This is a genomic window from Alkalihalobacillus sp. R86527 (genome assembly GCF_042466185.1).
In the GTDB taxonomy this organism is placed as follows: Bacteria; Bacillota; Bacilli; order Bacillales; family Guptibacillaceae; genus Guptibacillus.
Genome location: NZ_JAXHBW010000001.1, coordinates 3124517 through 3147293 on the forward strand (window position 1 = coordinate 3124517; position 22777 = coordinate 3147293).

Below are 22777 nucleotides of genomic sequence, written 5' to 3' on the forward strand. Positions count from 1 at the left end.
AACTTATGTATGCCATAGATCCGGGCGCTTCCATACAATGAGAAGCGTTGTAAAGAAACAGCCGAAACCCATGAACAACCCTGCTGCAAGGGCGCCATAGTGGGCAGCTATTGCGCCGATCAGCAATGCTCCTAGCGGAATGTACGCTCGATCCATCAATGCAATGCCGAGCACTCTTCCACGTAACGCGTGCGCTACCTGCATCTGCAAGGTGATTCTGCTTGTTGTTCGATACAATTGACTTGTGAAACCAACGCTCAACATAAGTAAGAGCGACACGAGATAATTTCCGTTAAACAGAATAAAGAATCCGAGAAACAATCCAAAACCCAGCGCTGATAGTACCAGCACTTTTCCTTGATGTCGTGGTTGCTTCATCGATAATACGAGCGTTGCCAGAATCGCACCTATGGAAGAGACCGATAGCAACAATCCGAATCCATCTGGCCCCATTCCCATCAAATCTTCTGCGAATAAAGGTAACATCGTCGTATACGGAAATCCAAAAATCATCGGTGCGATCGCGATCAGCAAGATCGATACGATCATATGGTTTTCTTTTATATACTGAAACGTTTCTTTCAAATCTTCTTTATTATTACTCCCCTTCGTCTGCGCGCTAACGTTCAATTGAGGCATAAGCTGAATGCTCGGCAGAGTGAATAGGATGACGGCAGTACCGCCTGCAATGATAAGAAATAGCATCGCGGGACTCACTTTGAGAAGCAGGACACCTGCGAGTGCCGGACCAACCATTCTTGCAAGGTTGATAACCATCGTTTGAATCGAAATCGCGCTTGGTAAGCGTATATGATCCACAAGCGAAGATAGAAACGCATTTCTTACCGGCACTTCAATCGTCATAAAGAGCGATCGTATAAATACAGCTACATAAATCCAATACACGGCATACTGTTGAAACACAATGTAGGCGAGCACGACTGTTCCGACTAACATCCCCGTATAGCTCCATGCTAGAACTTTCTTACGATCATAACGATCGGCAAGCACCCCTGCATGAAGGCTAAAAAAGAGGATTGGTAGTAGTCTGCATGCGTTCAATATTCCAAGCGCCATCGGTGATCCAGTCAATTCATACACGAGCCAGTTCAATAACGTCAAATCCATCCAATCCGACGTTCGAACGACAAAGCTGCTAAATAGAAAGGTTCTAAATGAACGCGACGTTAGTGCAGATTGCTCGTTTACCACCCTTTTTAGCTTACCCATTATCCTCATCCAGATGAGCTAGTGGGTTTGAAACCTCACAGTACGAATCGCCTTTTTTGCTCGATAATCTCATTTTCGTGAGGGATTTGTGCATAACCGTTGATTGGTACACAAAGCTTCTGTCTAACGATACGTTCTCTCCGTTGTCTGCTGACAATACGTCAAACGTATGGTCACATACCCTTTTCACACGCTTCCAGAATGCCTCTTCACTTATTCCGGAATACTGAACAAGCTGCTTGATCACTTCACCGAGATGGTTTTGAAATACCGTGTAATACAATTTGTTATGCATGTCAGAGACGTTATCTGTTACAGAAACGGATCCAGGTGTGAATGAAACCGGAATCCCTTGTTGCTCAAGACGCGTTTGATAAATACGTGATCCTCCCCAGTCTCTGAAGAAGAAACGTGACAGTCTGCCATCTTTAAAAACAGGAACGCTGTTTTGCAAGTGACCCTCAAGGGCGATGCCGTATTTCACCATGAGCGTCAGATATCCTGGAATAACCTTCCCAATATACTCATCGAAAAACGGGAAAGCGGCATGACTTTTCGTTAAATTATTTGCCTTCGCGAATTGATTGACAAGTTCAGCGAGAATCGTTTGATCACTTAGCGGCGAACGAGCATAAAGAGCTGGCCCCGCAATCGCCACTTCACCTTCCGTAAGCTTCTCGTCGATGCTCTCACGTAACAGCATCGTTAAATTACGGCTTTTTAATTCTTCTTCTGATTTGAACGCCATCCCCGCTATTTCATTCAACGGAACAAAGTCTTTCAAATGCTTTTCTTGAGCCATAATCTGAGTCATCATGTTTGTGAAAAGCGTTGAATTCAGCGCCGTTTGCGTTGAAATCGAACGGACGGTAGACGTCATCTGACTGTTGACCGCAAGCTTTAACGAAGGTGCCGTTTTGTTCTTCGCATAGACGGTTCGGAATGAGGAAGTCGCCTGTGCCTCAAGCGTCACATTCTTGATCAAGATGACCGTCCCTTCGCTACATTCTTTCTCATACACAACAGGAATCGCGTGTTCATATTGCCATTCATGAACCGGAATAATATCGTACTGCTCAGGGTTTATACCTCTTTCCTTAAGCTCAGCACAACACTGCTCCCATTCCTCATAATAATGTTCTTCTAGCATTCTTTTCACTTTTGCTGTTGTTACAACAAGCGCACGATCAACCGCTACAAAGCGAACAGCAAACGATTGGTGAAACTCTGGAGAGAAGCGAAACACTTCACTCTGCGACAAACCGATTTTTGTTTTCGCGCCTGGGTGAAGATGATGACCTTCAAGGATGAGTTGTTCGAAGAATAAGGAAGGCGAAACTTCCCTCTTCTTTTTATCGAGGTATTCAAGCGTCGAAGTTGCTTGTAGTGCCTTCGCATCTTCTTGAATGTCTTTCCTCCAAAGATCGTCGTACATATAGGCTAACGTGAGATTTGCTGTACCGTTATCAAGTTCTGTGATGAACAATTCAACTTGCTCACCGGGTTCGAACAGGAGTTGAATGAGCTCTGAGGCCACCTTAATTTCAGAAACTCCGCTATCATCGATGAAAAGAATGGTATCCGTTGTTTCAATTCGCTGAAACGCGTATTGATGCTTAATCGGAAAGATCAGCACACCTTTTTTTACTTGAACGACTTTATACGTTCGATCCTCACGGATCAACGTCTTTTGAAGGTGAGAATAAAATGCTTTTGATAACTCGTTTTTCTTTTCACTTTTCACGACAAAGACCGAACCGACTTTCTTTAAGTCAATCGCATCCTTATAAAGATCATTGATATTCTCCCTTAAGATCGACGAAGCTAATTTATGAAGAATTCCTTTACGACCTTTTTCTAGATTCGCGATAAAATAGTTCAGATAGGACGGCATCTGTTTCATAATAAATCGCATGCAGTCCACTTCAGCTTCAAGCATGAATCCTTTACTAACATCATGATTTGGTCTCTTGATCATTTGTATTGTCATTTCTCAAACACCTCATTGTGTAAAGGATTAACGATATCTACATACATATTCTCTGTGTACTTGTCTGTCAGTCGCATTTTCACGAGTGCTTTCATACTCGATTGCTTTGTTTTCAAAAGTACTTGATCGTCTACTGAAACCTCAGGATCCTTTTGTAGGTGATCATAGACGTTCTCAACGACTTCCCGCACAGGGTTCCAAAGCCGTCCTTCATCAAGTTCAAGCCTCCGCGAAAGTGCGACGTTCATTTCACCGAGGTGATTATGGATGAGTGCATGGAAAAAGATATCGTGCAGCTCTTCAGGCTTCGTCGTCAGTAAGTTCGTACTGTTATCAAGCTCTTCTAATTCCACAAACTTCGTGAGACGTTCTGTGATGATACGGATTCCTCCATTATCACGAAGGATCACGCGCTCAGGTAAACCATTCTTAAACACACAAACACTGTTCTGCAAGTGTGCCTCAAGGCTGATGCCGTATTTTGTGATCAAACTCATGATGCCTGGGAGCAACACTTCAGAATATCGCTTCATGAATTCTTCAGCAGCAACTTGAATGGATTCAATCTCCATCTTCTCTTTGTAATTTTGCACGAGTTCTTCAAGAATCAACTTTTGCGATACTGGCGAATCGGCGATCAGAGCAGCTGCCGGTATCGCAATTTCATCCTTACCGAGAGCTGCTTCAGGATTTTCTCGCAAAATCGCAGCAAAGTTCTTCTGAAGGAAATGGCGTTCTTCCGCGTTCACATCCCCAGGTTCAAAATGAATCCCAGCATCTTCTCCCATAAACCGTAACGTTTTTGAGATAAACGAATCACGCGCTTCTATGTTCTTAAGAACCGATGAAATCAATGGACCGTTATGTGTTGATGCTGCAGAGACAGTTCGAACCGCACTTGTCATCTGAACATTAATCGCTGTTTTGATGTGATGCTTCATCTGATCCATCGGAGCAAGGGAACGAAACGAAACAAGTGCAGCTGTCTTTATCGTGCTTGTTAAGGGAATGATGAAATCAGCTTCGATCAGATCCTGGTAATGTTCTGAAATCGTATGTTTGAATTGCCATGGGTGAACTGGGATAAGCTCATAATCCTTTCGTTCGATTCCTTTTTCTGACGCGATTGTGTTCCACTCGGATACAAGCTCTGGATACTCTTCCATCAATATCTGTGTTGCGCTTCGCTTCCTAATCGTGGATCGACAGTACTTCTTATGAACCGCAACTGGAATTACGTTCGGTAGTCCTCCCCACTCAGGTGCATAACGCGTTACATCCATCGGCGAAAGACCTAGTCGCGTTCGTGAGCATGGATGAATCGTATGACCTTGAATGACCCATTGCTCAAAGAACGTGAGAGGACTGAAAGTTGAATCCAACCTTTTTCTCCCTACATATGAGAACGCATCCTCTGTTTTCAATCGAGCCGCATCTTCTTGAACACTTAGCATGCGCTGTTCAGCAGCAGTTAAAGCTAAACCATAGTTTAATGTGCTATTTGTGATTTCCTCGCTAAACTGATTCAAGTTATCTGAAACAATTTGCGCACCGCTATTAATAAGAATGTTAAACAACTCATCGCCGTTCGCTATCACTTGGTCATTCCCGTTCCTATTACGATATAAAATGTCCCCTTCGATATCGATTTGACCTAGTGTGTAATACTTTCTCACGTTTATATAAATCTGTTCCTCTTTTGATAAGTGAATACAAGCCGTTTTAACACTTGATTCAGAATCCTCACTCCACTCGTACGGGAGGATGTTTTCACGTAAGATCCCTTGAATCAATTGATGAAGAATTGTTTTCCTTGCAACCACGAGGTTCTCACTGTATGTCCCTATCAAAGATTCGTAATTGTTTTTAATATGTTGGAACACTTGGATTTCATAGTTATTCTCTCTATCGTTCTCTTTCAGTGCGGGCTCCAAATGTCATTCCTCCTGTTACCTATTACATGGTTTGTTGAAAATCATTATCAGTTATCACTTCCTTAGATTAATTGATATTGATTCTCAATGTCAACTTCCTTTTTGACAATGTTACTATCGTTTTAGTGCACGAGCTGATTCATTGGGTTTTATTGTATGAAAACAAGGACTATCGACCTTTCTATTATAAACATCGAGAAGCACGTACAATTCTTAAATCGCCATAAAAAAAGAGCCGCAGCTCAGCGACTTCTTCAAAAAAAGAAATGTTTTGTTCTCTCTCCTACTAACAAGGAATGTCCCTAAAAAGAAGCGAATTGATAGGGTACACCACAAATATGGAGGTTTCCAATGAATCATTATTTGTATAAGCTCAAACTCATTCCTGAATTAGTAGATGCAAACAACTGGACTGAAAAGGAAAACAAGATCGTTTCAGAGCATTTTAATGCTCTTCAAGCACTTTTGAAAGAAAACACGCTAATCATGGCAGGAAGAACGATGAACGACGATGAATCAGCGTTCGGGGTCGTGGTGATTCAAACAAACTCTGAAGAGGAAGCAGCAGCAATCATGAAAAAAGACCCTGCTGTCCGTGAAGGGATCATGACAGCAGAGTTATTTCCATATCGCGTTGCATTATACAATGAGGAATTTACTGTTAACTAGACGTCCTAGTCCCGTTTTATAAGAACAAAACCATGTGATCTTCATCTAGAAACTCGCCGTTCACATAAAGCGCTTTTTCTTCGTGAGCATATGTTTTGAATCCGAAGCTGTGATACAGTTGCTTTGCTGTTTTGTTAACTGAGGCAACGGAGATGTTGATCTTAACGAGTTCCGACAGACCTTTCACATGGTCGATCGCTTCTTTCAAAAGAGCTTTTCCAACACCTTTTCCTCTATAATCTGGTGTCACATATACTGCAAATAAGTCACCCTTGTGCTTCGTTTTCAAACCACTTCCACGCACAAACGTGATGACGCCGATCAACCTATCACCTTCGTAAGCTCCAAACGTCACCGCTCTCTCTAGATTTGTCGCAACGCCTTCGAGTGGATTCTGTCTTTCCACTGCTTCTTCATAACTCGACGCAAACGCTTCCGGGTTGTTCTGAAGCGCTTCAAGCCTTAACTCCCAATAATCCTTTGCTTCATCTGCTCTCATTCTTCTTATGTCCATCTTCATTTCCTACTCTCCCATTCATTCTTCAGCATGCCATACACCACGTGGTCAACGTACTCACCGTTAACCTTTTCAACCTGCCGGACTAAGCCTTCCTTTGTGAAGCCGAGTCGCTCCGGAACACCTCGACTTTTCTTGTTCTCAGTAGCCGCTCGGATCTCGATGCGATTAAGACCGATTGTTTGAAATCCATACTCTAGAATCGCCTTACACGCCTCTGTAACGATGCCCTTCTTCTGATGCTTTTCACCAAGCCAGTAACCGATTGTCGCATAATCATGTGTACGGTTGATTTCATTAAATCCGATCGTTCCAGCTAATTCACCTTTATAGATCATCGCTAGCGTCTTAGGGAATCCCCCCGTATGTACGAGGCTCTTGATCGTTCCTTCTATAAACGCTTTGGACCCTTCAACATCCGTATTGTAATCTACCCACGCGAGCCATTCTCTTAAATAATCCTTCGACTCTTCGGTCAGGTTATAAAGCTCTTCAGCATCATCTACTGTGTACATTCTTAAATAAAGGTCTTCATTCACTTGATAGGTAAACATGATCGCTGTTCCTCTCTCTATTAGCTTGTATATGTTTCAGTAAAACGCACATGTTCTTCGAGCGCATGGCTCCGCTTCCCTCTTAGACAAGTATTCTCTTTCGAATCAACAGGATTTGGCCACGATGACTCAGCTCATCTTCCATCACATGAAACCACTTGAAGTAATGGTTCGCTTTCTCATTCCACCCATATGGTGTGATCACATCGAGCCAATCGTCATCTCTCTTCTGTAATTCCTGAAGGGTGTATTCACGAGAAAGACTCATTTCACTCCAGTAATAATCCAAGTCACGCCCACATATCTTATCTTTCGCTCGGTCCCCTAACTCAATAGCGATTCCAAGCTCATCCCATTCAGCATCGGTCAGCTCTCGCTGCTCGAACGTCATGATTTGAAATGCTCTTTCAACAGACACCATATGCTGCAACAACATACCGATGGAATTGCTTTGGTCATCAAGATGGAAATCAAGTTCCTCTACCGTAAGACCCCTGATCGCACCCTCAGTTGTATGCCTTGTATAATTCATCATCGACACGAGTCTCGAAATTTGCGGTGCAAAGCCATCAACTTCTTCAATCATGCTAAGGTTATGTACTTTTTTCATAAAGCATCTCCCTTCCCCGTCCCTCCCCTTACCTTCTACTAGCTGGATGTAAATTCCTTTTTATTGAAACTTCTTCATGGAAGATCCGTATATGAAGATAACAAATGAGTTGAGGAGGAGTACGATGAGGAAATTGTATAAATCGACAAAAGACAAAGTCTATACGGGCGTTATTGGTGGCGTAAGCGAGACGTTAAACATCGATTCAGGAGGTTTGCGCTTCATATTTTTCATCATTACCCTTTCCACTTCTGGTTTTGCTTTACTCGTTTATCTTGCAGCGGCTTTGTTATTGCCAACAGATGAAGAAGTCCACTTGAATGAATAGTCATAGAAAAACTCCTTAGCTAGATGCCAAGGAGCGCGCGTTTTCCTTACGAATTAACCGATCTTTTCTAAATCAGAAAAAACAGTATCTTCTTTTTCCACTTTTGAACGTAACGTTATTGTCACCAATGTGATCACGGAAATCGGCAACCCAATAAAAACAGGATGCAACCCAAAAGGATGTCCAGCGATCTGCCAAAGTACTGCAACGATCAGGCCAGCCCACATAGCAGAGAGTCCTGCGACCTTTGTCGTCCGACTCCAGAACAATCCGAATAATACCGGCGCCAACAATCCAGACACAAGCATAGCCGTCCCTGTGATCCAGAGCGTGACTAATTGAGGGATATAAAGTGCCAGCAAAAGAGAGATGACAGAAACGAGAACAACAGACATCCGGCTATAAGTCAGCATCTTTTTATCCCCAACATCCCCGACCCTTGGTTTGACAACATCATTCACGATTGAGGATGCCGCTGCTAGGAAAAAAGAATCGGCACAAGAAATAACTGTTGCTAGTAATGCGATCAACATCACGACCACTAGCGAAAATGGTAGAACTTGTCCAATGATTTCATAATAGATCAAAGAAGGATCAATATTGTTCATATTAAGTCCGAACTTACCGAGAAAGCCTATAAATATTGTGACAGCAGCTGTCAGAAAACCAAGCACGATGGCAGACCAGAATCCGGTGCTTGCCGTCTTGTCATCTTTCGCTGCCCAGAACCGTTGCCATAAGTCTTGTCTGACAAACTGGTACGCTCCGATCGTAAGCATATAAACGAAGAATTCAGATGCACTAATATTAAAGATACTTAACGCATTACCGCCCTCCGCATTTCTTGCTTGATCAGCAAGTGCTCCCCAGTCACCAACGAGGAACATGATAATAATCAGTAAGAAGAATATACCCGCTGTTTGGATTGTTCCATGAATAGCATCCTGAATCATAACCGACTTAAGGCCGCCAAAGTACGTTTTCAATGTCAAAAGCACCCAACTGATGATGATTCCGGTCGTCATGCTAAGTCCAATGGTCAACTTCAGAATAGTAGCGATCGCCACGAACTGCATGCCTGTGATCGCAGCATAAGCACAAAGAACGCTAAGCACGGTTGGGATCCTAGCTCCTTCTCCAAAACGTAACGCCGTGAAATCTCCCATCGTCACCATATTATATTTTTTCCCTAGAAAACGAATCCGTTTCAACAAAAACGCTGCAATCACGATGGATGTCAACGTAAAGCCGATTGCGAGCCATTGTTGCCCCATTCCAAACAGATAGCCTTTTGTCATATAACCAAGTAAGATGGAGCCTCCAATCGCTGTCCCAACAAACGTAAGTACAAGTGGCATCAGTTTCGTTGAACGACCTGCAACATTGTAATCCTCATACGTTTTGACATTTCGATTCACAAATAGTGAAAGGCCAAATAATAAAACAAAGTAGACGGCAATAATCGTAATTAAAATCGTCTCTTGCTGGCTGCTAAACAATAGGTTCACCTTCCTTGTTTGTCTTATTGTTATAGATCATCTTACCTTCTAAATAAGTACGTTCCACTTCAATATCAAGAAGTTGTTCGAATTCAATTTCCAATGGATGATGAGAAAGCACCATCAGGTCAGCCTTTGCTCCCGGCTTAATGACCCCTAGCGTCTGTTCTTCGAATGAACTATAAGCCGCGTCTACTGTATACATTTTCAGTGCATCCCACACACCAACTCGTTCTTCTAAGCCAATGACTTGTCCACTAGACGTCTTTCTCGTGACAGCACCGTAAATTCCCATCCACGGATTACCATCGGTTATCGGCAAATCAGAGTTCCCTGGCGCCAGTATACCTGCTTGTTTAAAGGATCTATGAGGGAAAGCACGTCCCATCCGCTCGTCTCCTAACTTTGCCATATAATTATCTCCGATGTGATAAAGAAACCCGATCGATGAGCCTGCTAGTAAGCCGAGTTCTTTCATTTGAAAGAGCTGTTTTGATGTAGGGAAAATACAGTGTTCGATTCGATTACGCATATGTTCAATTAGTACTGTTTTGTTGATTTCTTCAAAGGATTCTATCGCTACATCAATGGCTCGATCTCCGATAGCGTGGATCGCAACCCTTAACCCCGCCTCTATTCCACTCTTCATAAGAGGAGCGATTTCATCGACCCGGTTGTAGAGAATCCCAGTTTCCCTAGTACCAACGTAAGGCTTTGAAAAGCAGCAGTCTTGCCTCCCACACTGCCATCCAACATGAATTTCAATCCCTGAATCTTGACCATGTCGTTACCAAAACCGCTTCGAAGTCCTGTGGCTAATACTTCTTCTAACGATCCATCAAAACCATTTTGATCGACCGCCCACATCCAAGGTCTAATCCTGACCTTCAGTTCTTCCTGCTCTAGTAAGGTTTGATAGAGTTGCATATCATCCGTCTGTGTGGACATACAATGGACCGTAGTAATCCCCCACGATGCAAACTTCTCCTGCGCTAATTTCATGCCCTTCACTTGGTCATCGCATCCATACTTTGGTGTTTTGAGTAACCCTTGCGCTTTTTCCTGAAGCAATCCTGTCAGTCTTCCTTGTTCGTCCTTCTGGATATTCCCTCCCGCAACATTCGACGTTTCTTCAGAAATGTCGCTTACTTCGAGCGCTTTACTATTTGCCACCGCCATATGTGCGCAGGCTCGTTCCAATACAACTGGATGATTGGGAGCGACTCGATCTAGTTCCCAACGAGTCGGATTTCGCTTGTCTATCATTTTGCTATCATCCCACCCAAAACCGATAATCCATTCTCCCTCAGGGGTATGAGCCACTTGCTTCTCTATTTTATGTAAGATTGCTTCAATTGACGGGGTGGTTTCCGGCTTGCAATCTAATTTCAATAAACTTAACCCATAGATCGATGGGTGAATGTGGCTCTCTATGAAACTAGGCATGAGCGTTTTGCCTTCTAGATCCGTAATTATGGTTTCTCCCCCATTCCAAGTGAGGGCATCATCCTTCTCCCCTATGTAAACAATTACTCCGTCCTTTATGACCACACTGCTCGCGAACGGCTTATCATCATCCATCGTCAGCACATCACCATTTATCAAAATCAAATCTGCTTCTGTCATGTTCACTCTCCCCATGTAAAAATAATGTTCTAAAAGACTACCTCCCTTCACTTCATAAAAAAACCAGCCCTATGCACACGACTAGTATTTTGAACATACCTGTCACTTAGCATAAAACTGGTTTCTTTCTAACGGAACGCTCCACTTTGAGCCAGTAGAGTCGATTAGAATAGACAGTTTTTCGATGAACTTCTATGTATTGTTTAAAATTTTAGCAATATTCCAACAAAATATCAACATGCCTTTTAGCATAGGAAATCCTATTTCCTATTTTCAAGAAAAACAAAGAACATTATTCACTTCCGTACACTTTTGCAAATTGCAGAAATACAAAGACTACACATTGCAAACCCTTCCATAACTATTTTCCTTACTTTATACTTAGCACTATCAAATCATGATTTGTTTCATCCGTAACATTTTGCAATCACAAGGGAGTTGGAGATCTCCATGTCACTTGATGAAAGAAGTACATTTCTATTAACCAAACTCGTAAATGCATCTGAACTCGTTACTGTGGATCACGTAACTGAGCAGCTCGGCATATCCAAACGAACCGTTCATTATGACTTAAAGAAGATCAATGATTGGTTAGAAGATAACAAGTTACCGATCATACAAACGAGACAAGGAATGGGCTATTACTTATCTGAGCAAACGAAACAAACCGTTCCTACATTGATGAAGGAATTGAAAGAATGGCAATACCACTATTCTCAGATGGAACGTGTCACCTTGATCGGAATCGAACTGCTCACCACTAATCAGCCTGTGTTCATGAAGCACTTTATGAAACGCACACAGGTGAGTCGAGGAACCGTTTCAAAAGACTTAAAGCTCGTTATTCGTTTGCTAGAAGACGAAGCATTAACGTTACAATTCGACCGTTCAACTGGCTACGTTATCGAGGGGAAAGAGGAGAACAAACGCAGGGTACTAAGCCGTTTTCTTACAGAAGTGTTAACGAACGAACAATTAACGGAGATGCTGAAGATCATCAATCCTCTATTAAAGAACGGTGAAGAACAGATCTATTCGAACCTTATCCCAATGAAGCAGATCATCATGAATGTTGAGCCTATTTTGAAGGTCGAATTAACAGACGATACGATTCATATTCTGGCGATTCAACTCGTTGTGCTCCTACAACGTTTGAAAGGTGAAAACCGCATTCAACTTGATCCTGATGAAAAGCAAGCCGTCTCATCAACAAGAGAATTTGAGGCTGCTACGAGTATTGCTGAGGAACTTGAAGAGCAATTTAACCTCTCACTTTCGATCGATGAAATCTGTTTTATCACGATGCATCTACTCGGATCGAGAGTGCATTACTCTGAAGTCAGTGCTGTAGGCAACCTTGAGATTGAAAAGCTCAGAAAAGTTGTTAGTGACATTGTTCATGAATTTCAGATCTATGCCTGTATTCTTTTTGAACAGCGCACCCAACTTGAGGAGGCACTCTTTCTTCACCTTAAGCCAACCTACTACCGCTTAAAGTACAACGTTCCGATTACGAACGAGTTAACCGCATCCGTTCAACAGGAATATCCGGACGTTTTCTCTATTACAAAACGAGCTGTCTGGCCGATTGAGCTGATGGCCTCTCACAAACTACCAGATGATGAACTAGCCTATCTCGCTATGCACTTTGGTGCCTGGATGCAGAAAGAAGAGCTACCGGAAATAACGGTTGGAAAAGCGATCATCGTTTGTGAGAAAGGAATAGGCACGTCGAACATTTTAAGAGGCCAGCTAGAAAAGCTTCTCACGAACGTTGAGGTAGTCGGAACGGTATCAAGAAGACAATTCATCAATCATCATTACGACATCGATTATGTCTTCTCCACTTCGCCACTGCATCATGAAACGTTACCTGTTCTAATGGTTAGTCCAATTTTGACGCAGCAGGACAAGGAGAAAATCCTTCACTGGATTGAGGAAGTCCAGTCAATACCGAACGACCACATTCCACTTACTTCTGACGTGGTTATTGAATTAGTAAAAAAACACGGAACGATCCGTGACGAGGATGCACTAAGGAATGAATTAAATCAACTATTCGTCCCATCATCCACCACCTTATCAATAGAAAGGTTTGAACGACCTATGTTAAATGACTTACTTCATGAAGATACAATTCAATTTGCATCACAATCAAAAGACTGGCGCGAAGCAATCAAAACAGCATCTCTACCTCTTCTGAACAAGGAGCAAATCTCTTCTACTTATATCGAAGCAATGATCAAAAACGTAGAAGAACTCGGCCCATACGTCGTGATCGCGCCAGGAATCGCAATTCCTCACGCTCGTCCTGAAGAAGGCGTCAATACAGTTGGCATGAGCTTACTTCGCTTGGATGAAACGGTTCCGTTCTCTGAAAAAGACAAGCACCAGGTGAAACTATTGATCGTTCTCGCAGCAGTGGATAACGAAACGCACCTCAAAGCACTTGCACAGCTTTCAGATCTCTTATCTGAAGAAGAGAATCTAGAGGTAATCTATAACTCAACTGAAAAAGAAGACATTATTAAACTCGTATCAAAATACTCAAATTAAGGGAGAGACAATCAAATGAAAAAAATTCTAGTCGTATGTGGAAATGGCCTTGGAAGTAGCTTTATCGTGGAAATGAACGTGAAGAAGATTCTTAATGAACTTGGTATTGAAGCTGAGGTGGATCACACAGACCTTACCACTAGTAAATCTGAGAATGCAGATTTCTTCCTAGGCTCAACAGAAATCGTGGAAAACCTTGAAGATGGAAACCGCAATGTCATCAAGCTTAATAACCTTATGGATAAGAATGAGTTAAGAACGGCGATTGAAGCAAATCTGAAAGGGGCTTAACTATGGTCGATCTAATAATGAAAGACATCTTAGGAACACCGGCGATCCTGGTAGGGTTATTCGCCCTGATCGGTCTTCTTCTTCAAAAGAAGGACTTTGCGAACGTAATATCCGGTACGCTCAAAACAATTATGGGCTTTGTTATTCTGGGGGCAGGCGCTACTGTGCTAGTGGCCTCCCTCAATAACTTCAGCAGCATGTTTGATCACGCATTTGAAATTCAAGGGATCATTCCGAATAACGAAGCGATCGTGGCATTAGCACAGGAGTCTTTCGGTGCAGAAACGGCGATGATCATGCTGTTCGGAATGGTTGTGAACATTCTCTTAGCACGCGTGACTCCTTTTAAGTATATCTTCTTAACAGGGCACCACACCATGTTCATGGCATGTCTGATCGCTGTTATTCTTACGACTGGTGGATTCAGTGGACTTACAATGATCATCACAGGATCTGTTATTCTAGGATCTCTCATGGTTCTTCTTCCAGCTCTTCTACAGCCATACACGAGAAAAATTACTGGAAGTGATGATTTTGCGATCGGTCACTTCGGCTCTTTCGGCTACTTCTTAGCAGCAGCTGTCGGAAAAGCAGTAGGAAAGAACTCCAGATCTACGGAAGAAATTAAAGTTCCGAAAACACTTAATTTCCTTCGCGACACATCCGTATCTGTTTCACTTACAATGGCCATTCTCTTCATTGTTGTGGCTCTCTTTACCGGACCTTCTTTTATTGAAGCAGAGCTAAGCGGTGGAACAAACTTCCTTGTCTTTTCATTTATGCAAGCACTAACGTTTGCAGCTGGCGTCTATATCATCCTAGCCGGTGTGAGAATGCTTCTATCTGAAATCGTACCAGCCTTTAAAGGGATTGCAGATAAAGTCGTACCGAACGCAATTCCAGCACTCGATTGCCCATCTGTTTTTCCATTCGCAAACAATGCGGTAATCATCGGATTCTTCTTCAGCTTTGTAGCAGGACTTCTCAGCATGTTCCTTCTGCCACTCCTCGGATTAAAAGTCATTGTACCTGGGCTCGTCCCACACTTCTTTACAGGTGCAGCTGCAGGTGTGTTCGGAAATGCAACAGGCGGTCGAAGAGGTGCCATCTTTGGCTCAATGGCAAATGGTGTTCTCATTAGCTTCTTGCCAGCGCTTCTTCTCCCAGTCCTTGGCTCATTAGGATTCGAAGGAACGACGTTCGGCGACTCTGACTTCGCCGTAGTAGGAATCCTTCTCGGTAACCTAATCGAGCTACTTTCTTCTAAAGTCATGTTCCTAGCCATACTTGGTGTCATTCTAACAGCTATTTTTGTTGGAGCGACACAGTTGAAACGCTCGAAAGAACAGAACAACTCAGAAGATAAACAAGAAGCAGTATAAATGGGTAAGAAGGCAACCTTATCAAATGGGTTGCCTTTTTTCTATTAATCTAACAATCCATTAGAGTGAATCAAGTGAACCCTCATCACCTTAGTCTTTTTTTCGCTTGAAAATGATCTCAAAAAAAGCAGACATCCCATAACTCTTCGTTCCTGGTGCAAAGATTTGAACCAATTCCCAGCCATCTTTTTCGTGCTCAAAGATGACTTCACGATAATCTTCCTTCGGTTTATTAAAAGAAGACAAGTCGATTTTCACAAACTTATGTTCATACAAGATCAATGACCTCCTTTCATCCCTTCTATTCGTTTACGTTGGTTAACTACGAAATGTTTCAACTACTTGTATTCCTTTGGATCGGCGGCAACTCCCCCTAGAGTTCAGCACATGCTCCTCGTAGAGTCGTATAAATTGCAGAAGATTTCTTATTAATTGCTGCCTTAATTGTTCCTATTGAATTTTTATAAAACCACTTATAACTCCTTAGTCATAAAGACACTATTTGGGTCTTCACTGTAACCTGAAAACGGCTTACAATATTGAAACCCGAAGCTTTCATATAATCTCCTAGCCGGTTTAAAAACATCCATTGAACCCGTCTCCAAGCTCAATCTTCGGTAACCACGTTCTCTAGTTTCCTTAATTATGAATTGAAGAAGCCGTTTTGCTACACCCTTTCTTAGATGAGAGGAAGCAGTTTTCATTGACTTAATCTCTCGATGCTGACTGTCTAGTTCCTGAAGCGCCACGCAACCAACTAATTCATTTCCTTCCCAAGCACTCCAGAATGTAATTTCAGGTTTTCGCAACGCCTCAAGATCAAGAGCATGTTTACTTTCAGGTGGAGAATGGAGTCTCATACTCTGAATGTGCTCACTCAGTAAGTCAGCCACCTCAGATCCCGTTAAATCATCTAGTTTAATATCCATAACATCCACTCCTTTTGTAAAAACAGTGCCTGTCTCCATTTCCTACCTATCACTTCGATTACCTACAAATAATCCCCTTTTTCATTCAAGAAAACAAAGAAAGAGAGAAATTTTTATTTCAGATTTGCTCCGACATTGTCGAATAGGGAATTACAATTTAATACCCTGATTTTAGAATGTATAATAATTTCCATAAATAGATCTTCTTACATTAACATCTAACAGAATCGGTATGTTTAAATGACGCTCTTATCCTCCATTCAAACTTCCTTCCATTAAGATAAGGAGCAAAATAAGAAGAATGCCCACTGCAACCAAACCATATACTGAAAAGGTTATCAGACCCTCTAAGGGTACTTTCTGGTTCGACTATAATGGAAAATATTAACTTTTAAAATGTGATACGAAAAGCTGGCACAAGAATAAATACTAACCCAATCACCACTTTTTTTCATAGATAACGTTTCCACATCTTTTCAAAGTTACCATTATAGTAACTACCTCTATCTATCCTGTTTAATTAATCGTTTAACTATTATTCTTATGTTTGTTATACATTTGTATATATGCGAAAAATGCAAGTGAGATAGATATAGAAAACTTAAAAGTAGAACTAAGGCTGTTATCGGTGAAATGCTCATAAATCCAAGATAGAATGTAAACATAAACCGCAACAAGCAAAGCTTTCAGCAATAGTTTCTTTTTCATCGCAATCCCTCCCTATAAATTCCCCCTATCTGGAGGCGTATGAATCATCATTACATCGCTGTATTAAAGGATATTGTTAATTTGGAGTTCAAAAAATTAATCTATCCAAGCTGCTCTTAATCCACCAAAAGGGATTAATAGTCCTACTACAACAATTTTAGTCGGTACCAGAAACATACCAGAACCCATAAATGCTTAATACCAATTATTTCAAAACAGAGCTAATAAATCCATATTCCCCCAAAAAAAGAGCCTATCTAATTAAAGATAAGCTCCGAGATTGCAAAAGATATCGAAATAAAACGTTTCATCATATTATTTATCTGTCTGTTTTTGCTTCTTTTTTAAATACTCCGCACGTATTTTTTCAAGATGATTCTTTTTATCAAATTTGGCAGTCGTCTGTTTCTCATGAAACTTTGTCACAGCTACCTTACCTTTGTGATCCAATTGATATCTTCCCACTTTGTTCACCACTTTTCTTCTCTTACAAGAGAATCTATTCAACAATATACTATACCTTACTTTACTGCAGTAATCTTTATTTTGAACATTTATTTCACAAAAAAGTGTTCTTCTACTTCTTAAAGAAATGCTCCGACATTATGGAATACCGTTATGCTTCTTGGTGCTGATTAACCTTTAAAATCGATTATAGAAAATACACTAAGGCACAAGCGAACCCAGTGACGAAGTAAGTTATTAATCCTCTGACCCTATGTTTCTTTTCCGCACCTGTTCTCTTCTCTAACCCTCGTATGTAGTCATAAATAACCATAAGACAAACTAGAATGAAAATACCAAAAAAAATCATCGCCTTCAACTATTAACATCATAAAAAAAACAGTAGATATAGAAAGGGCACTATTGGTAACTATTGTTTTATTGGTAACCCTCTTCCCAATTCCACATAGTCCACTTTCTTTGATCTAAGAGCACTTACACTTCATTAAGTAAACGCTCCGAGATACTTGAAAATCAATTATTATTCTTCCTTGTATTTTTCTTTAAAGTAGTTGGTATGAACCAAGTGCCTATAATAAACCCTGCTATAGCAGAACCTATTAAATGGTTTACTTTAATTTCATTCTTATTAAAGTGACTTAGTAGTATTGAGAACACAGCCATAAGTACAGCTAGGACTATGCCTAGTAACACTCTTTTCTTAAAACTCATATATTCCCTCCGATCATTGGTTCACCACTGACTTAAGGATTGTACCTTAGAAACAAATGACCAGCACAGCTTATTGCGCAAAAGCTCCGAGATATTGGAAGACGCATTATCAAATTGCTTTTATTCTATACGTCATTCTTGCTCAATCTAAATTCTTTCTTATTTTTCTTTTATCATTAAGATTTAAGACAATCTCATAACCAAAGGCAACTATTAAACCCGACCAAAAGATTATAGCCGATGAAAAGAAATCCCCGGTAAAAATTAGATTGTGAGTGTAGTTGATAAATAACAATATCATATAGGTATAGAAGCCAATGTTTGCACCCTTTTTCCAATTTATCACTTGTCGATTAGTCATAGATTTCAAAAAAATCAAAGTAGTTCCTCCAGGAAAAGGTTATTCTTGAATTGCTCCGAGATACTAGAAGATGGTAAATAAAGATCCTTCTGTCTTAAGGTTAAGACTTTTCTTCTTTTGATAACAGTCCAACAATGAACATGACAATAGCATATATAATAATCGTAGTTATTAATAAAGTTAACGGATTAAAATGATCATGCAAAAATGGGGACAAAACTATTACTATCACCAATAGTATTACACCAGCTATTTTTTGGTTTTTCTTCTTTTTTGCAACTTCCATTTTCAATGATAACCTCCCTTTATTCCTGGGTTGCTCTTAAATAATGAAATAGCTGCAAAGACACCTTACTCAACTTTCGCTCCGAGATAATTGAACATAGACTATTAATTATTACTAGAATGAAATCATTAGTAGCTCTTTAACCTCTTCATATAACTTAGGATGGTTTTCAGTCGAAACATATTTCAGCTTGTTACCAGAAGGATCTTGGTAAATGAAAGAACCATCTTCAAACATATTAATAAAATAGGTTTTCCCCTGCAATTTTTCATTTTCTGATAAAGCAATTATGTAGTTACCTGTTTCATTTAATAACTTATTCTTCTCTTTAATTTTTTCTGGTTTTTGTTTAGTCACTTCAACACTTTCTAACTTTTGTATCAAGGTACTAATCTTCTCAATATCCTCTACCTCTTTTTTAGTCTCATTACTGGCAATCTCCTTACTATTTACACCTTGTATGAGGAGAAATCTATAATCCCCCTCAATTTTAATGGTCTCTGCTCCGTTCCCGCATCCACCTAAAATAATTAAACTTATCATTAACACCATTACTAATTTCGTAATATTCATTTCATTACACCTAGCTTCCTACAACTCTGTTCAACACCAATCATTTCAAAATGAAGGAAATTTTGAAATCATACTTTAAAAAACAAGAGCGTATCTGATAACAGATATGCTCCCGTTTGTTTAAGACTCAAAGTCAAGATACTACTAAACGAAAACGAGAGGTTTTTACGATTTGTCTTTACGCTCTAACTTGCCTGTTACAGGAAGAACAAAACCACCTATCGTTAATCCTAATACAATAGGCCATTTTATTTCCCCGTATATAAAGTATCCGAAGAGAATAGCAGTGACAGCATAAGCAAGTGCAGAGATAATACGATCCTTAGTTCTTTTGCTCATTTTGCAACTCTCCTCCTCTTACTTATATTCAATCGCATACCCTAATTCTTTTATTTGTTTGAACACATAAAAGTAGTAAAGCATACCTCCCGATTGCTGAAATATATGATTTGAAATAATTATAGTAAGTAAATAGATTTAAAAACTCAATTCCATCAGAATTTTCGACTTCACTTTTCTTGTCTCCTGGTTCTAGTTCTACGTCCCTCTATTTTTACTTCTCTTATAGAGCACGTAAATCGCATTAATAACCACCACTAATACCCAAACAGCTAGGTACCCTATCGCAAATGTTGGGTTAAGTTCATGTCGTCCAAAAGAGATTCCAATAAAAGTTCCAAGAAGTGCCCCTAGAACCATCACACTAAATCTCCATTCAGAATGTGCGAGTTCTTTCAATTTCAATTTAATCTCAGCTCCCTCCCTTCTCCTTTATCAAACCTTCTATTACCAATTATTTCAAACCAACTCACATAACTCAACCTTTAAATTCAAATGAAAAGAAGCCTATCTTATTACAGATAAGCTCCGAGATACTTGAGTAAGCAAAGAAACGGTTTAAACAATGAATTTAGTAAACCAAGCAATATATTTTGCTCCTGGAATAAACAAAATTTGTGCAAGTAAAGTGCCCAATAATCTTGATGTGACCATCATAAGTGACACATTCTTTAATTTTGAATAGTCGCCACGTTTGTTAATGACGTCATCAGCCATTACTGATATTTTTGGGTCTACGAAAACAACCAAAAGGATAGTAGCTATCCCATTAATTAATCCTGAAGCCATTATAGCTGTTGACGATCTTTCCGGGGCTAGCAGCGCCGCATAAAGGGCTGATAAAACACCAATCGTGTATATCGCTGTTACTACCATATTGATCAGAAACAGCCTTTTAGGTATGTCATTTAATGAGATTCCCTGTAAATATGTACGGTTTGGGAAGTGCATCTGATTTAACCCTCGTTTTATATACTCCAATGAAAAAAGAGTTTTGAGCAAAGAAGGAATAGATCCTCCCTTTTTGGATAAGTGAATAATAGCTCTAGAAAATAAGGCAATAAAAGTAGGTAACAAAACGATGCCAACAAGAGTACCGATCGTTGAAGCACCAATAATTACCCTATACTGACTCTCCACAAAAGCCAAGGTGTTAGAGGAAGGAGCAGAGTCTACTAAACTTCCTGTAAAGGGTTGCTGCATCATATTGGCCATTCTTGAAACTATGACCATTAAATTAAAGAGAGATAAAGCAGAGGCAATTAAACCAACTCGTGCCCCAGATAGGCGAACAGCATAAGCCAATGTTTCAATTGTATGAATGATTAATATAAATAACGAAATGTATATCACTTTATCAGTAAGAAAATCCAAACCTACACCTCTATTTCATTTTCCACTTAATAGTAACAATATTAACATAATAAGGAATTTAATATTTAAAAAAGATGCATTCCTATATTGGAAATGCACCTAGTTTTGTAGAATATTTAGGGCGTTTAGCTTTTATAGTATTGCAGATATGCTCCGAAATAACGGAACAAAGGACGGAATTTAATCTTGTTGAATCGCACCCATATTATGAAAGGTAGATTTCCCTTAATGTGAAACCCCAATCACTTGATGGCTTTTTCTGCTGAGATCAATAAAAACATGGGTCTTCGGGTCTCATCTTTCATTTCAGGAACGCTTTTCAACATTTCATTAGAAGGAACGGATTCATTAACTGCTCTTATTATAAATCCAGTGTCAATTAAGTCATTTATATATGATGAAATCGTACGATGGTATTTTGTAACATTTTCAGTTAAAAATGTTGTTTCACGTACACCTTCTACTTGATAGTTGTCGATTGGCCAATGCAGACGATTTCCCTGTTCATTGTAATACCAATCTTGTTCTTCACGAGAAGTGAATATAGGATGTTCAACTGAAAAAACGAAAGAGCCTTCAGGCTTTAAACAGTCATAAACCTTTTTACTGATTGCTTTAAATGACTTGATATAATGAAACGCCAATGAACTGATAACCAAATTAAATTGAGAGTCTTGGAAATTGATATCTTCTATCGGCATTTTAATATAAGTAATTAAAGGATCATCCGTCATCTCACGGGCTTTTTGAAGCATTTTTTCAGATATTTCCACTCCAGTAACCGAATTTGCTCCTTGTTCACGAGCGTAAAGGCAATGCCATCCAAAACCACATCCCAAATCCAGTACATTGCTATTTCTCATTTCCGGTAAGAGCCTTTCTAATATATGCCATTCTCCAGCACCTTCAAGCCCTTTAACTGAACGAGGCATTTTTTCATATGCATTAAAGAAATTTTTATCATCATATTTATTTTGCTTCATCATTATTACACTCCTATTTTAAAGATAGCCTTCCTAAAATCATCAAAACAAATATCTATTTCAGGAAGGCTATACGTCTTCTTACCCCCCACTATTATAATATCCCAGTGTATTACTTAAATCTTTCGTACTTACTTAAACAGATTCCATTAAATAGACCTGATTTAGTGAAGTCATTCTTCAACGTAAACGCTGATTTGTAATATCGGAATTGCTCCCATTAATGAGTAACAACCCCTTCTATGTAAACTAATTAGTGAAATTATTCATGAAATGATCCTCTTATATCGAACGCTTAAAATTAAGAAAAATACTCTTATTTACCTTTTGAAATTTTTATATAATATTTTATAGCTAATATACATCATGAAAAAGCACACTCCCAAAATGGCCAATATGATAAGAACGCCCACTACGTATTCAAGAAAAACAATCATTCCCCCCCAATAGTCATAAGACTTCAATATCTATTCGTCTTTGTTTACGATTTAAATGCTTTGAAGTTCCCTTATACCTATTGAGCATGACTAAAAGTGCCTCATGTGCTAAGGCACCTTACTAAGAGTTGGTCCATATTACAAATAAGCTTTCTTTAACTAATGATATACTCATACATACTATTTATCTTCTATCATCATTTGGTTCAGTGCATCGTCAATATCTTCTAATTGAACTTCAACCGCTTTTAACTCAATAATCATTTCTTCAGCTTGGTAAGTAAGATTAATAACAGTTATCATTAGGACAACATTAACTAATACCATTACCCCCAATAAAACACCCACTAATTTCTGCAACAATACCACTCCATATTATATCTGTTTATCATTCATTCCCTGACATTAATTATGAATTATCCTCC

At 39.9% G+C, this 22777-nt stretch carries 22 protein-coding genes and 1 pseudogene; 5 read left to right on the top strand and 18 right to left on the bottom strand.

What is annotated here, in order from left to right:
• Positions 1–3: 3 nt before the first annotated feature.
• The 3 genes from SJY16_RS16330 to SJY16_RS16340 are packed head-to-tail and all read right to left on the bottom strand — an operon-like array spanning position 4 to position 5154.
• The gene (locus SJY16_RS16330) at positions 4–1230 is read right to left on the bottom strand and encodes an MFS transporter (RefSeq protein WP_377890815.1); all 1227 of its coding nucleotides are present in this window, start codon (positions 1228–1230) and stop codon (positions 4–6) included.
• Positions 1223–3220 carry an IucA/IucC family protein gene (locus tag SJY16_RS16335; RefSeq protein WP_377890817.1) on the bottom strand — a complete coding sequence of 666 codons (1998 nt, stop codon included), beginning with the start codon at positions 3218–3220 and terminating at the stop codon, positions 1223–1225. Before SJY16_RS16335 ends, SJY16_RS16330 begins: the two co-directional genes overlap by 8 nt.
• Positions 3217–5154, bottom strand: coding sequence for an IucA/IucC family protein (locus tag SJY16_RS16340; protein ID WP_377890818.1), 1938 nt, complete (start codon positions 5152–5154; stop codon positions 3217–3219). The genes SJY16_RS16335 and SJY16_RS16340 overlap by 4 nt, the downstream gene beginning before the upstream one ends.
• Before the next feature lie 351 nt (positions 5155–5505).
• Between SJY16_RS16340 and SJY16_RS16345 the strand changes: the two genes are divergently transcribed.
• The gene (locus tag SJY16_RS16345; RefSeq protein WP_377890820.1) at positions 5506–5823 is read left to right on the top strand and encodes a YciI family protein; all 318 of its coding nucleotides are present in this window, start codon (positions 5506–5508) and stop codon (positions 5821–5823) included.
• Positions 5824–5839: 16 nt separating this feature from the next.
• Here SJY16_RS16345 and SJY16_RS16350 read toward each other — a convergent pair whose 3' ends face one another.
• The 3 genes from SJY16_RS16350 to SJY16_RS16360 form a co-directional block, all read right to left on the bottom strand.
• Positions 5840–6343 carry a GNAT family N-acetyltransferase gene (locus SJY16_RS16350; protein ID WP_377890822.1) on the bottom strand — a complete coding sequence of 168 codons (504 nt, stop codon included), beginning with the start codon at positions 6341–6343 and terminating at the stop codon, positions 5840–5842.
• Entirely contained in the window at positions 6340–6894 is a 555-nt protein-coding gene (locus SJY16_RS16355) for a GNAT family N-acetyltransferase (RefSeq protein WP_377890824.1), read from the bottom strand. Before SJY16_RS16355 ends, SJY16_RS16350 begins: the two co-directional genes overlap by 4 nt.
• A gap of 82 nt (positions 6895–6976) precedes the next feature.
• Complete coding sequence (locus SJY16_RS16360) at positions 6977–7504, bottom strand: DinB family protein (protein WP_377890825.1); 528 nt, start codon at positions 7502–7504, stop codon at positions 6977–6979.
• Positions 7505–7628: 124 nt separating this feature from the next.
• Here SJY16_RS16360 and SJY16_RS16365 point away from each other — a divergent pair, with 124 nt between their 5' ends.
• Positions 7629–7832 carry a PspC domain-containing protein gene (locus tag SJY16_RS16365; RefSeq protein WP_377890827.1) on the top strand — a complete coding sequence of 68 codons (204 nt, stop codon included), beginning with the start codon at positions 7629–7631 and terminating at the stop codon, positions 7830–7832.
• Between the two features lie 53 nt (positions 7833–7885).
• Here SJY16_RS16365 and SJY16_RS16370 read toward each other — a convergent pair whose 3' ends face one another.
• Entirely contained in the window at positions 7886–9340 is a 1455-nt protein-coding gene (locus tag SJY16_RS16370) for a sodium:solute symporter family protein (RefSeq protein WP_377890829.1), read from the bottom strand.
• Positions 9324–10972: pseudogene (locus tag SJY16_RS16375) on the bottom strand (amidohydrolase). Before SJY16_RS16375 ends, SJY16_RS16370 begins: the two are co-directional and overlap by 17 nt.
• A gap of 435 nt (positions 10973–11407) precedes the next feature.
• Between SJY16_RS16375 and SJY16_RS16380 the strand changes: the two are divergent.
• Genes SJY16_RS16380 through SJY16_RS16390 form a run of 3 tightly spaced genes read left to right on the top strand, consistent with a single transcriptional unit; the run spans position 11408 to position 15186 of the window.
• Entirely contained in the window at positions 11408–13513 is a 2106-nt protein-coding gene (locus tag SJY16_RS16380; protein ID WP_377890831.1) for a BglG family transcription antiterminator, read from the top strand.
• A 15-nt stretch (positions 13514–13528) separates the two neighbouring features.
• Positions 13529–13804, top strand: coding sequence for a PTS sugar transporter subunit IIB (locus SJY16_RS16385; RefSeq protein WP_377890833.1), 276 nt, complete (start codon positions 13529–13531; stop codon positions 13802–13804).
• A gap of 2 nt (positions 13805–13806) precedes the next feature.
• Positions 13807–15186 carry a PTS ascorbate transporter subunit IIC gene (locus SJY16_RS16390; protein WP_377890834.1) on the top strand — a complete coding sequence of 460 codons (1380 nt, stop codon included), beginning with the start codon at positions 13807–13809 and terminating at the stop codon, positions 15184–15186.
• A 90-nt stretch (positions 15187–15276) separates the two neighbouring features.
• Here SJY16_RS16390 and SJY16_RS16395 read toward each other — a convergent pair whose 3' ends face one another.
• The 10 genes from SJY16_RS16395 to SJY16_RS16440 form a co-directional block, all read right to left on the bottom strand.
• The gene (locus SJY16_RS16395; RefSeq protein WP_377890836.1) at positions 15277–15462 is read right to left on the bottom strand and encodes a DUF4177 domain-containing protein; all 186 of its coding nucleotides are present in this window, start codon (positions 15460–15462) and stop codon (positions 15277–15279) included.
• A 197-nt stretch (positions 15463–15659) separates the two neighbouring features.
• A complete protein-coding gene (locus SJY16_RS16400) occupies positions 15660–16115 on the bottom strand; it encodes a GNAT family N-acetyltransferase (protein WP_377890837.1) in 456 nt (151 codons plus the stop codon).
• Between the two features lie 1023 nt (positions 16116–17138).
• Entirely contained in the window at positions 17139–17273 is a 135-nt protein-coding gene (locus SJY16_RS16405) for a hypothetical protein (protein WP_255435940.1), read from the bottom strand.
• Between the two features lie 1187 nt (positions 17274–18460).
• Complete coding sequence (locus tag SJY16_RS16410; protein ID WP_377890839.1) at positions 18461–18652, bottom strand: hypothetical protein; 192 nt, start codon at positions 18650–18652, stop codon at positions 18461–18463.
• Between the two features lie 108 nt (positions 18653–18760).
• On the bottom strand, positions 18761–19219 hold the full coding sequence (locus SJY16_RS16415; RefSeq protein ID WP_377890841.1) for a hypothetical protein: 459 nt from the start codon (positions 19217–19219) through the stop codon (positions 18761–18763).
• 165 nt (positions 19220–19384) lie between these two features.
• The gene (locus SJY16_RS16420; protein WP_270182337.1) at positions 19385–19558 is read right to left on the bottom strand and encodes a hypothetical protein; all 174 of its coding nucleotides are present in this window, start codon (positions 19556–19558) and stop codon (positions 19385–19387) included.
• Positions 19559–19756: 198 nt separating this feature from the next.
• Positions 19757–19963 (bottom strand): hypothetical protein, encoded by a 207-nt coding sequence (locus SJY16_RS16425; protein ID WP_160920889.1) that lies wholly within the window; start codon positions 19961–19963, stop codon positions 19757–19759.
• 153 nt (positions 19964–20116) lie between these two features.
• Positions 20117–20932, bottom strand: a complete 816-nt coding sequence (locus SJY16_RS16430) for a lipid II flippase Amj family protein (RefSeq protein ID WP_377890842.1) — start codon at positions 20930–20932, stop codon at positions 20117–20119.
• Positions 20933–21174: 242 nt separating this feature from the next.
• Positions 21175–21915, bottom strand: coding sequence for a class I SAM-dependent methyltransferase (locus tag SJY16_RS16435; RefSeq protein WP_377892307.1), 741 nt, complete (start codon positions 21913–21915; stop codon positions 21175–21177).
• A gap of 617 nt (positions 21916–22532) precedes the next feature.
• On the bottom strand, positions 22533–22712 hold the full coding sequence (locus SJY16_RS16440; protein ID WP_377890843.1) for a hypothetical protein: 180 nt from the start codon (positions 22710–22712) through the stop codon (positions 22533–22535).
• Between the last annotated feature and the right edge of the window lie 65 nt (positions 22713–22777).

Excerpts from the sequence above, each read along its gene's own strand:
- SJY16_RS16330 (WP_377890815.1), bottom strand. The coding sequence starts at position 1,230 with ATGGGTAAGCTAAAAAGGGTGGTAAACGAGCAATCTGCACTAACGTCG.
- SJY16_RS16335 (WP_377890817.1), bottom strand. The coding sequence starts at position 3,220 with ATGACAATACAAATGATCAAGAGACCAAATCATGATGTTAGTAAAGGA.
- SJY16_RS16345 (WP_377890820.1), top strand. The coding sequence starts at position 5,506 with ATGAATCATTATTTGTATAAGCTCAAACTCATTCCTGAATTAGTAGAT.
- SJY16_RS16350 (WP_377890822.1), bottom strand. The coding sequence starts at position 6,343 with ATGAAGATGGACATAAGAAGAATGAGAGCAGATGAAGCAAAGGATTAT.
- SJY16_RS16355 (WP_377890824.1), bottom strand. The coding sequence starts at position 6,894 with ATGTTTACCTATCAAGTGAATGAAGACCTTTATTTAAGAATGTACACA.
- SJY16_RS16360 (WP_377890825.1), bottom strand. The coding sequence starts at position 7,504 with ATGAAAAAAGTACATAACCTTAGCATGATTGAAGAAGTTGATGGCTTT.
- SJY16_RS16365 (WP_377890827.1), top strand. The coding sequence starts at position 7,629 with ATGAGGAAATTGTATAAATCGACAAAAGACAAAGTCTATACGGGCGTT.
- SJY16_RS16380 (WP_377890831.1), top strand. The coding sequence starts at position 11,408 with ATGTCACTTGATGAAAGAAGTACATTTCTATTAACCAAACTCGTAAAT.
- SJY16_RS16385 (WP_377890833.1), top strand. The coding sequence starts at position 13,529 with ATGAAAAAAATTCTAGTCGTATGTGGAAATGGCCTTGGAAGTAGCTTT.
- SJY16_RS16390 (WP_377890834.1), top strand. The coding sequence starts at position 13,807 with ATGGTCGATCTAATAATGAAAGACATCTTAGGAACACCGGCGATCCTG.
- SJY16_RS16400 (WP_377890837.1), bottom strand. The coding sequence starts at position 16,115 with ATGGATATTAAACTAGATGATTTAACGGGATCTGAGGTGGCTGACTTA.
- SJY16_RS16415 (WP_377890841.1), bottom strand. The coding sequence starts at position 19,219 with ATGAATATTACGAAATTAGTAATGGTGTTAATGATAAGTTTAATTATT.
- SJY16_RS16420 (WP_270182337.1), bottom strand. The coding sequence starts at position 19,558 with ATGAGCAAAAGAACTAAGGATCGTATTATCTCTGCACTTGCTTATGCT.
- SJY16_RS16435 (WP_377892307.1), bottom strand. The coding sequence starts at position 21,915 with ATGAAGCAAAATAAATATGATGATAAAAATTTCTTTAATGCATATGAA.